At 34.9% G+C, this 10,834-nt stretch carries 11 protein-coding genes; 9 read left to right on the top strand and 2 right to left on the bottom strand.

The genetic code is table 11. From position 1 onward, the window contains the following. Nucleotides 1–3: 3 nt before the first annotated feature. From CCZ01_RS05590 to truD, 3 genes are all read left to right on the top strand, one after another. On the top strand, nt 4–744 hold the full coding sequence (locus tag CCZ01_RS05590) for a phosphatidylglycerophosphatase A family protein (protein ID WP_458692858.1): 741 nt from the start codon (nt 4–6) through the stop codon (nt 742–744). Nucleotides 745–1,022: 278 nt separating this feature from the next. Beyond that, entirely contained in the window at nt 1,023–1,337 is a 315-nt protein-coding gene (locus CCZ01_RS10375; RefSeq protein ID WP_181566332.1) for a hypothetical protein, read from the top strand. Next, nucleotides 1,337–2,425: a tRNA pseudouridine(13) synthase TruD gene (truD, locus tag CCZ01_RS05580; protein ID WP_112052242.1), complete on the top strand. Its 1,089-nt coding sequence runs from the start codon at nt 1,337–1,339 to the stop codon at nt 2,423–2,425. The genes CCZ01_RS10375 and truD overlap by 1 nt, the downstream gene beginning before the upstream one ends. Here truD and CCZ01_RS05575 read toward each other — a convergent pair. Beyond that, nucleotides 2,422–3,396, bottom strand: coding sequence for a hypothetical protein (locus CCZ01_RS05575; protein ID WP_112052241.1), 975 nt, complete (start codon nt 3,394–3,396; stop codon nt 2,422–2,424). The genes truD and CCZ01_RS05575 overlap by 4 nt on opposite strands. Continuing rightward, nucleotides 3,393–4,463 carry a putative lipopolysaccharide heptosyltransferase III gene (rfaQ, locus tag CCZ01_RS05570; RefSeq protein ID WP_112052240.1) on the bottom strand — a complete coding sequence of 357 codons (1,071 nt, stop codon included), beginning with the start codon at nt 4,461–4,463 and terminating at the stop codon, nt 3,393–3,395. The genes CCZ01_RS05575 and rfaQ overlap by 4 nt, the downstream gene beginning before the upstream one ends. A 94-nt stretch (nt 4,464–4,557) precedes the next feature. On the opposite strand from rfaQ, the gene CCZ01_RS05565 reads away from it, so the two are divergent. The 6 genes from CCZ01_RS05565 to CCZ01_RS05540 all read left to right on the top strand — a co-directional run bounded on the left by CCZ01_RS05565 (nt 4,558) and on the right by CCZ01_RS05540 (nt 10,786). After that, nucleotides 4,558–6,240, top strand: a complete 1,683-nt coding sequence (locus CCZ01_RS05565) for an ABC transporter ATP-binding protein (RefSeq protein ID WP_343216169.1) — start codon at nt 4,558–4,560, stop codon at nt 6,238–6,240. Nucleotides 6,241–6,248: 8 nt separating this feature from the next. Continuing rightward, nucleotides 6,249–7,007: a glycosyltransferase family 2 protein gene (locus CCZ01_RS05560; RefSeq protein ID WP_112052238.1), complete on the top strand. Its 759-nt coding sequence runs from the start codon at nt 6,249–6,251 to the stop codon at nt 7,005–7,007. A gap of 61 nt (nt 7,008–7,068) precedes the next feature. Beyond that, the gene (locus CCZ01_RS05555) at nt 7,069–7,605 is read left to right on the top strand and encodes a 50S ribosomal protein L25/general stress protein Ctc (RefSeq protein WP_112052237.1); all 537 of its coding nucleotides are present in this window, start codon (nt 7,069–7,071) and stop codon (nt 7,603–7,605) included. A 12-nt stretch (nt 7,606–7,617) separates the two neighbouring features. Further along, complete coding sequence (gene pth / locus CCZ01_RS05550; protein WP_112052236.1) at nt 7,618–8,178, top strand: aminoacyl-tRNA hydrolase; 561 nt, start codon at nt 7,618–7,620, stop codon at nt 8,176–8,178. Further along, complete coding sequence (locus CCZ01_RS05545; protein ID WP_112052235.1) at nt 8,178–9,239, top strand: LptF/LptG family permease; 1,062 nt, start codon at nt 8,178–8,180, stop codon at nt 9,237–9,239. Before pth ends, CCZ01_RS05545 begins: the two co-directional genes overlap by 1 nt. Nucleotides 9,240–9,256: 17 nt before the next feature. Beyond that, on the top strand, nt 9,257–10,786 hold the full coding sequence (locus CCZ01_RS05540) for a class I SAM-dependent methyltransferase (RefSeq protein ID WP_181566331.1): 1,530 nt from the start codon (nt 9,257–9,259) through the stop codon (nt 10,784–10,786). Nucleotides 10,787–10,834: the final 48 nt, after the last annotated feature.

Here is a 10,834-nt window from a genome sequence, read left to right as displayed (position 1 = left end):
ATAATGGAGCAAAAAAAAGATTTTTCACAAAACCTGGAACAAGCTATGCACCACAAACAAAACTTTTCTCTCTCTGCACCGCCAAATAAAGAAGAAGTAATAAAAGCAAAACAAAAAGAAAAACAGCGCAATCTTGAACTGGAGCAAGAGGCGGATAAAGACTTAAAAAATGAACAAAAAAAACAAGAATATGCACAAAATGAATTCAAAATTACACAAGAATATATGCACAGAGTGGGTTTTAAGGCAGAGATGCGTTGGATTTTTCTCACACTTTTTTATAGTGGAATGTTTCCTAAAGCACCCGGCACAATGGGAAGCTTAATCGCCATATTGTTAGGCTTACCTATTCTTTATTACTTTGCGGCTTCAAATTTATTTCTAGCCGCTGCACTCATTGGTGTTATCGCCGTTAAAATAATTGATGGATACGAAAAAGAAGGTGGCATTCACGATAATAAATGTATTGTAATTGATGAACTTGTTGGCGTATGGATTGCGATGGCAATGATTGGCTTTGGAATTTATCAATCCATTCTTGCATTTATTCTATTTCGTCTCTTTGACATCTGGAAACCTTCCATTATTGGAAGAATCGATAAAAAAGTTAAAGGTGGGTTAGGTGTTGTTGGTGATGATGCATTAGCAGGTTTTTTCGCAGGACTCTTGGGGGCAATACTTTTTGGTGCGTTAGAGCAAGCCGGAATTGATATCCCCGTACTTTTTGACTTTAATGCACAATGACAACCTTTTATCATTATAGAAATTATAAACTTTATAATTCTTTATTTAGTGGACTATCTATTGGGAGCGTTTTTGTAATATATACACCTCTACCACCTATAACCTACTCTATTGGTGGTATTTTTCTCGCTATTGCGATGTGGGCTGTTGCTTATCTCTATCCTAAGATTCTAAATCGGCATTCCTACTACAAAATTTTATTATTTATAGAATTACTACCTTTTTTTATTATTTTAATATTTATATTTTCTTATATTTTTATATCAAGGAGTACACCTTTGTATATTGCAATACTTATTTATTCATTTTATCAAATTATTTTTATTTTTGGAAATTACCTATTACGTGCTGAAACAATGATATTTCACCACAAACAAGCCATTATGGCATTGGATATTTCTAAACAACAGGGTTCTTTTATTGGACTCATTCTTGCTTTCATCCTCTATGCTTTTATAGAATGGCAACAAAGCTTTAGGACACCAACAAACTACGATAAGCAAGAACAAATTTTCTATATCCATCTCGTGCTTCTTATAAATCAAATTCTTGTAATCCACTCCCTTATTCGGAGCTTTCAAAGGAATAGATAATGAATGAACGATTAAGAATAATGCAACATGCACCCTTACAATTTTACTTTAACCCATGTCCACGCGATTTTATTGTCAATGAAATTCCACTCTATGAAGCATCTCAGAGCGGTGAACATCTCTATATTCTCATACGCAAGAAGAATCTAAGCACTTTTGAACTCATTAAAATTCTTTCTAATACACTTGGTGTTAAAAGCTTTGAAATCGGCTATGCTGGACTAAAGGATAAAAATGCACTTACCACTCAAGCTATCACACTTCCAAAAAAAATTCTTCCTTTGCTAGAAAAATTTGAACACCCACAAATCAAACTTCTTTCTATCCAATACCATCACAACAAAATTCGCATTGGACATTTAAAAGGTAATCGCTTTTGTATGCGACTTAAAAAAATTCTACCAGGGGAAGCAAATCGCCTAGAATCTGTTTTACAAAAATTGAAACATTCAGGTATACCTAATTATTTTGGTTATCAACGTTTTGGCAAGAATCAAGACAACTACATTCTTGCTAAGAAGATTCTACAAGGGGAAGCAAAAATGCGAGACAAAAAAAAGCGTGAATTTCTATTCTCTGCCCTTCAGAGCCATCTTTTTAATCAATGGCTCAACAAACGTATTCAGCTTTCTTTATTATTGCAAGAATTCAAACCCAAGGATATTGCACATTTATACCCACAAATTCACCTTGAGTCACTTTACAAACAACCCCATTTTTTTAAGATTTTACAAGGGGACATTTTAACACATTACCCATTTGGGCAGTTTTTTGAAGCTGTTGATTTAATGCAAGAATCTTTACGATTTTTAAAACAAGACATCACGCCAACAGGATTAATATGTGGCAAAAAAACAAAATATTCTACCCAAGAAGCAGCATTTTTTGAAGAACAATTTCTTGAACCACTCCTACAAGAGGAAGGCACTCGTCGCCAGGCATGGGTATTTTTAAGTGATATAGAATTTATTTATTTTCCGCAGGAAGCACAGGGTGAACTGCATTTTAGCTTACCAAAAGGTGCTTATGCTACTACTTTTTTGGAGCAACTCTCCAACCAACAAGAATTTCCAAAATGTGATGATTAGATTTTCTGCCAAAAATAATTTACCATTCTCATCATAACAACAAATAAAACAAGTGGAATAGCAATATTTGTTAGTAAAAAAATCGTGATAATACTCATAAAACGATCCACCATTGCATCCAAAAAACTTAAAGCATTATTAAATTCTTCCAAAAGTTGTTTTCGCATTTCCTCAAAATGCATATCACTGACCTGTTTAATTGTTTTCTTCATGCCCTCCAAAGTCGATTCAGCAATTTTCTTACCCTCCCGCAAAGTTTGTTCCACCCAGCTAGAGTCTGTTGACGTCTTTTGCTGTGATAGAACCTCATCTTGTTCAGAAATTTTTTGCGAATAGGAAACAATTTCCAAAGATTCAAGTTGCTCTTGTTTAGAATGCACAAAATCCATCTCTTTTTGATAGGTTTCATCTAAATAATGAGATTGTACAAAAGCACTTAAAAATGCACTCGCAGGGAGAATACAATAAAGAAGCAATGTAGTTTTTAATATCAAAAATCCCCATTTTTGTGTTACTATTCTAAATGTATTAAAAAGCAATGAAAGAATAATTAAAAGTAAAGAAAAAGGTAAAAAAACCTTAAATGTCAAAAAAGTCATTACGCTCACTGCCAACCTTTCTCCTAGCACAACTAAAATAAGGGAAAAAAGGAGTGATGAGACACGTTCTAAATTATCGCTCACAGCAGCCAACAGCTCACCTGGTGCAATTGTAACACCCATTCCAAATGGGGTAAAAGAAATTTCTCCACGTTGAAAAACTGCAACCATTTTACTAGCAAATTTCACACTTGCCCAAGTTGCACTCAATTTTAAAAGTGTTTCATTATAGTAACTATGCGAAATATCTTCAACATATCCTAAAATGGGAATATGACGATTCGCTCCCTCTTCCCCCATTTTTACAGGAAGGATAAGTAAGCAAACCATCAATAATCCTAAAATAATAGCATATAAAAAATTCCTTTTCATTTTTTATTCCTTAATTTTTCTTTAATTTCTTGAAAGAGAAGATTCAAATCAAAATTATTTATGTTAAAAGTCCCATTTTGACGAAAATTCTCCATAATTTCACTATCTCTTGATGCACTATTTTTCACAAAAATAGTATGCTTTCCCATTCTCTGCAAACCATCTTGATTGCAATATGTTGACTCCATTAAATCGTTATCCCAAGCCCCCCAATGAAAAACTGCACTTGCAACAAAAAATGCAATGACTGGAGTATTCATCGCAGCGGCGATATGCATATTTGCAGTGTCTACACCAATAAAAAGTTTTGCGTGATGTGCAAGTGCAATATATTCTTTCAGCGTCATTTGCCCCGCTAGATTCATTGGTTGACTATGACACACAGAAAGAATTTCTTGAATTTCTTGCAATTCTTCTTGTGCGGGAGCAGCACTTAACACAACCTTAACACCCAATTCCTCCTGGCAAAAATCAATAATTTTAGCAACAAGCGACACATCAATACATTTAAACTTCCAACGACTTAATGGGTGAATCAATACAAAATCACCTTCTATACCCAATCTCTGAATTTGCTTCCAATTAGACTCTTCATAATAGGCACAAACTTTTTTACTATAAATCTCTTTTTTAAGCACACGCAAGATATCTAAATGCGATTCAACAATATGTCCTTTGTAGGGTGGAAGAATATGTGTAATTTTGTAAGCAAAAAAGGAGTGGCTTACTGGAGAAACAACCTGTTTTGCACGACTTAAAAAAGCGATAAATGCACCCCTATCACCCTCTGTTGTATTCAGCACATAATCATAGCGATTCTGGACGAAAAAGTAAAAAAATTGCAATTCTAACTTCAAGCGATTTAAGCCCTTTGATTTTTTAATTTTTGCTCTATCATAGACTATTAATTGATGAATATGGGGATTTCCTTGCAATACCATTTCAGACTCTTGATTAATCGCTACATCAATTTGTGCATTTGGAAATATGATAGCTAAATTCTCAATCAAAGGCGTGAGAAGCAAAACATCACCAATATGGCGAAATTTAACCACTAAAATCTTCACAAAATTCCTTTCTGTACATCATTCACTTTCACTATTGTAGCAATTTTGATATAATCGCACAATGAAACGATTTTTTAAGAATTTTCTGCCCTACATGAGGCGTTTTCGAATTCATTTTGTCATAGCCATTTTTGGCTCACTCCTTGTTGCTGGTGCTACAGCAGCAACTGCACACTTAATTGAAGTTGTTTTAAAAGATATTTTTATCAATAAAGACAAAGTGCAATTAGTTGTTCTACCCTTTGTAATTGTCGCAGTATTCCTTACCAAAGGTTTAGGGGCATTTATACAATCTTATTACATCTCATACATTGGGCAAAATATTACAAAAACTTTGCGGAATGAATTGCTTGAAAAAATGTTGTCTTTCGAGATGGCTTTTTTTAACAAAAAACGTTCGGGTGAATTAATTAGCCGACTATTAAATGATATTGCACAAGTACAATCCGCCATTTCAAATTATTGTGCTGAATTTATCCGTGAAGCATTCACCATTATTGCCCTCGTTGGTGTTGTAATTTACAAAAGCCCTGAACTTGCTTTTTATGGTTTAGTAATTATTCCTTTAGCACTATATCCGCTCTCTCTCCTTGCAAGAAGTATGAAAAAAGTCTCTAAGCGAACACAGGAGAAGAATTCAGACATCACCTCAAGACTCACAGAAATCTTTAACAACATAGAAGTATTGAAAGCAAGTGCTTCAGAAAAATTGGAGGTACAACGTTTTTCTGAAGAAAATGAGAGGCTCTTTAAGCTAAATCTTAAAGCCGTTCGTATCAGTGAGCTTTCCCCTTATACAATGGAATCAATGGGTTCTATCGCCCTTGCATTGGTCATTTTTCTTGGAGGCTCACAAGTCATTGAAGGTAAATTAGAAATGCCTCAATTTTTCTCATTTGTTACCGCATTGTTTATGCTTTACACACCCTTAAAACGCCTTAGTAATATGCACAACAAATTCCAAATTGCTATTGCAGCTGGAGAACGTATTTTTGAGTTAAAAAATCGAGCGATAATCGTTCAAGATGGGCACAACAACCTCACTCATATTCAAGATATTACCTTCCGCGATGTTTATTTACACTATGAAGGCAAGGAAAACGCATTACAAAACATTAATTTACATCTCAACAAAGGGGATTCTTTAGCGCTGGTAGGGAATAGTGGTGGTGGAAAAAGCTCCCTTGTTGGACTGATTTTGAGATTCTATGATGCAAGTTGTGGGCAAGTATTAATTAATCACTGTAACATCAGAGAATTTACACAAAAAAGTTTGAGACGCAAAGTTGCCATTGTTACACAAAGGGTATCAATATTTAACGAAAGTATCGCCTATAATGTCGCTTATGGAACACTTGGTTTTGGTGAAGAGATTGACAATGAACGCGTGATTGAAGCACTCAAAGCTGCTAAAGCATGGGAATTTGTTTCGCAATTTCAGGAGGGCATCAACACAATTCTTGATGAAAATGGAGCAACTCTCTCCGGCGGTCAACGTCAACGCATCGCCATTGCAAGAGTTCTTTATCAAAATCCCGATGTTTTGATTCTTGATGAAGCGACAAGTGCATTAGACAACAAAACGGAAGCTAATTTTAAAGAAACACTCAGAGAAATAATGAAAGATAAAATCACATTAATCATTACTCATCGTTTTTCTACCGTTGAGCTTGCCGATCGCATCGCATTTATCAAGAATGGAATTATTAAGGGTATTGCAAATAATAAGGAAGAGTTACTACATATTTGTCCCGAATTTAATGAAATTATTCAATAAGGCACATTATGATACAAATATCAGCTGTCATTCTTACTAAAAATTCAGAACATTACCTACAAAAGGTTTTAGAATCTCTACAAGAATTAGACGAAGTTGTAGTGTTAGATAATGGTTCAGAAGATTCTACTCTCTCAATTGCTACACAATTCCAGAATGTCAATATTCATCAGCACCCATTTATTGGCTTTGGAAAAATGAAGCAACTTGGAGCATCGCTTGCAAAAAATGATTGGATTTTATCCATAGACAGTGATGAGATTGCTTCAAATGCATTAATTGCTGAATTACGGCATACCCACCTAGAACCCCACATTGCATATTCTTATGAGGTAAAGAATTTTTATCAAGGGCAGTGGGTGCGATGCTGCGGTTGGGATAAAGACCGCTGTGTTGGCATTTATCACCGCAAATATGCACGATTTGATGATAGCGAGGTACATGAAAAAATTATTTCCCTGCAAGGAAAATTACAAACAAAACCCCTACAAGGCTTTATCGAGCATTACCCCTTCGAGAATGCAACAGAATTTTTGGTGAAAATCAAACGATATGGGGAACTTTTTGCAAAACAACACATTCACCACAAATATTCTTCACCCATCAAAGCAGTCACACGTAGCGTATGGTGTTTTTTTAAAAACTATTTTTTACAACGTGGATTCTTACATGGCTATGTCGGCTTTGTCATCTCCTCCTACAATGCACAATCTGTTTTTTGGAAATATATTATCCTATACGAATTGCAACAAAAAACAAAATCTTAGGCAAGATTCAAGAATCTTATGCTAGAATCAGCCTTTTATCTTAGAAAAGGAGATTCTACTAATGTTAGAAGGAATAATTAGAGAGAGTGTTTCTAGGGCAGGAACAAAAGCCCTTAGAAAGGATGGTTATCTAATTGCAAATATTTATGGCAAGGGGCAACCTAACACCCATTGTGCATTCAAAGTCAATGACTTTATCCGTGCTGTGAAGCACAAAGATACGCTTGTCTTCCCTGTGAAAGTCAGCGGTAAAGAGTATCGCGTTGTCATTCAAGAATATCAGAGAGACCCCGTAACAAGCCATCTCTTACATGTTGATTTAATGCTTGTGCAACCCGGTGTTGAAGCACAATTTTTCATTCCTATTGCACTACACGGCACACCTAAAGGCTTGAAAGATAAGGGTGCATTGACAATTTCTAAAAAAAGAATCAAAGTGCGTTGCACACCAGAAAAAATTCCTGCGAATTTTCCGCTTGATATTGCTCCTTTGGGCGTGGGTGATTCTTTACTTATACGCGATATTGCCCCTGTTGAAGGAGTTAGAATCATCGATAGGGATTCTGTTGCTGTTGTGGGTGTCGTTAAATCACGTTAACTAGGATGCTGAATGAATCTCTTTGTAGGATTAGGAAATCCCACAGAACGATATCGATTAACACGTCACAATGCAGGTTTTTTGTGTATTGACGCAATTCTTCACGCCCTCCTGCAAGAGGGCAGAGAAGCTAACCCTATCCATAAGGCAGCTTTTCAAGGCGAACTTTATAAATATTCCACAAATCTTTTTTTGAAACCCACGACCTATATGAATCTTTCAGGACATTCTGTGAATGCTGTTTGGAATTTTTACCGATGTGAGTGCCTTATCGTCATTTATGATGATTTAGATTTACCTTTAGGTTCTTTGCGTTTTAAGCAAGGAGGTGGGCATGGAGGACATAATGGATTGCGTTCCATAGATTCTTTTCTTCCACCCTATCTTAAGCTACGTATTGGGATTGGCTCTCAAGGGATACGTGGAGCAGATTATGTACTTTCTTCTTTCCGTCAAGAAGAATTAGAAATTTTACAAAGTGTTTTTAAGCAAGCCACAGAAGCAGTGTTACAGCTTATACAAGGAGAAAATTGGGAGAAAATTGCCTCACTTTACACTTTAAAGGCATCTTAATGCCACTTAGTTACCTCTTTCTCATTCGTGTTTATTTAAAATACCTTATTATTATTACTTTTGGTTTAGGGATTTTTTTTGTCTGTATTGATACCTTGAAATATTCTAACGATTTACCAGATTCTGCAAACCTGATTGTCCTTTTTGTTCTCTATGACTTTATGTATGCTTGTGGCTTTATTTTTCCTATTTCCTTACTTTTGGCAGAAGTTGTCTTGCTTTCCGCCCTCCTTAAGAACAATGAATTTACGGCTTTTTTATCTCTTGGATACAGTAAGAAAAGGATTGCAATACCCATTTTTTGTACAGCCTTTATTTGTATTCTTGGTTTTATTGCCCTAAACGCAACACCCTTTGCATACGCGAAGGAGAATGTTGACCTCATTATCGACCAAAATGCAAGCTCAAGAAATAAAGGTGAATTACTCGTTAAGCATCAAAATAATTATATTTATTTTGATAAAATTTTTCCTTTATTACAAAAAGCAAATGATATACGCGTCTATACGCTACAAGGTAAGAATCTTACCCAGCTCATTCAAGCAAAAGAAGCATTTTTTGAAAATAACCGATGGAACTTGAAAAATGTAACTATCTTTACATTAAATCCAGATATTGATGCAAAAGAAAAAATTATGCAAATTCAGCAAGATGAAACAATGGGTATCTTAGAGGGATTTCGTCCAAAAATTTTAGATATTATTTATGAAAAAAGCGGTTCTGTAAGTATTATTGATGCAATTTCATCATTAATACTGCTCAATAATGAACAAATCCAATCTCCTAAAATTCGTGGAATCCTTTATTCCCTAACAATCTTTCCACTCTTTGTTTTCCCTGTTTTAGTTTTAGTCTTTACTAAAATGCCACTCACAACGCGTTATGGAGAATTGACATTTTATATTTTTCGCTCCATTCTTATTGCTCTTGTTTCATGGGGAATTTTCTTTGCACTCTCTCGTTTTGCACAAAGCGGTTTCATCCACCCCGAGTGGAGTCTTTTATTGCCAATGTGCTTATGGTGGTTAGTTGGAATTTATTTTACAACAAAGATAAACTAAGAATTAAGGAGTTTTTAATGAAAGAATGGCATGAGGGCTATTTTACGGAGTTAGAATATGTTGATGGTTATTTAGCAGAAATGAGTCCCTTATTGCTACAATTAAACCTTACGCTCGCGGGAGTAAAAATAAATCATGCGGATTCCATCTTACCTATCAAAAACCTCAGTTATCTTGAACTTGGATTTGGTAAGGGGAGTAGCTTCAATATCCATGCAGCGGGCAATGATGGAGATTTTATGGGAATAGATTTCAACCCAAACCATGTTAAAAATGCTATAGAATTTGCACAGGCAAGTGGTGCAAAAGCAAGAATTTTTGATGATAGCTTTGAAGAACTATATGAACGACTCCATTCAGAAAATACCTTTTTTGACATTATTGTTTTACATGGTGTATGGAGTTGGGTAAGCATTCAAAACCAAGAAGTTATTTTAAAAATAATCAGAAAATTCCTTAAAGTTGGAGGTATTGTTTATATTAGCTACAATACCTTTCCTGGCTGGGCAAAAAAACATCCAATCAGAGAACTACTAATGGGGTATTTTCAAAATACAAGTGGAAGTGCGGAACAACGTATTACCCAAAGTATCGCTTTTGTTGAGGAGTTCTTAAATAAACAAACCTCTTTCACAAAAGCATTCCCTGATTACCCACAATTCTTAGCAGAACTCAAACAACATAATGTTGCATACATTGCCCACGAATATCTAAATCAAGATTGGAATTGTTGCTACTTTACAGAAATGGTTAAAAAATTAGAATCAAACAAGTGTTCTTTTGCTGCTAGCGGAAAGATTCTTGACCACATTGATATGGATATAGACTCTTTAGAACTCACCTCCTTAAAACAGATACAAGATGATATCTTTAAAGAACAAATAAAGGATTATTGTATCAATAGACAATTTAGATTAGATATTTTTATGCGAGGGAAGCAAACATTAGGCATACAAGAAGGAATTGCAAAAATTTCTAACACATTTTTTACGCTCATTAAGCTTCCCAAAACCTTCAAAGGCACTTCTCAAGAGGGAACGAATATTTTTTATCGCTTTATTTTGGTTATACTAGATTTCCTCACAACAGATTCTTATCGTCCAAAAAGTGGATTTGAAATAATGGAACATTGCAAACTTCCCTTTAGAGAATTTCTTGCTTCTTTATGCGTAATTATCCATCAAGGTTTAGTTATGCCCGCACAAAAACCAAATCAACAACTTCAACAGCAAACAAAAAAATTCAATACCCATTTATTTGAGCGTCAAATGCACGAAAAGTCAAGCATCTATGCTGCCTCTCCCATTACAGGTGGAGGTATCGTCGTTTCAGAAGTCGAACAACTTTTCATTCAAGGACAGAAACTTTTTTCAGATACTCACCAAATCATTACATTTGTCTTAGAAATTCTAACCTCGCAAAATAGGCTTCTTGCTAATGGTAACGAACAAATTGACTATGCAAAAAGTTTTCAAATTCTACAAGACGCATTCAAAGAATTCATAGAAGAGAGATTAACTTTATTGCAAGCTTTAGAAATTTGCTAGATTTTTTTGATTTTCTTTAAAAAATTAGTATTTTTATGTAAAATAGTC

This window comes from Helicobacter monodelphidis, from assembly GCF_003288845.1.
Taxonomy (GTDB): domain Bacteria; phylum Campylobacterota; class Campylobacteria; order Campylobacterales; family Helicobacteraceae; genus NHYN01.
This window is presented reverse-complemented; position numbering and strand designations above follow the sequence as displayed.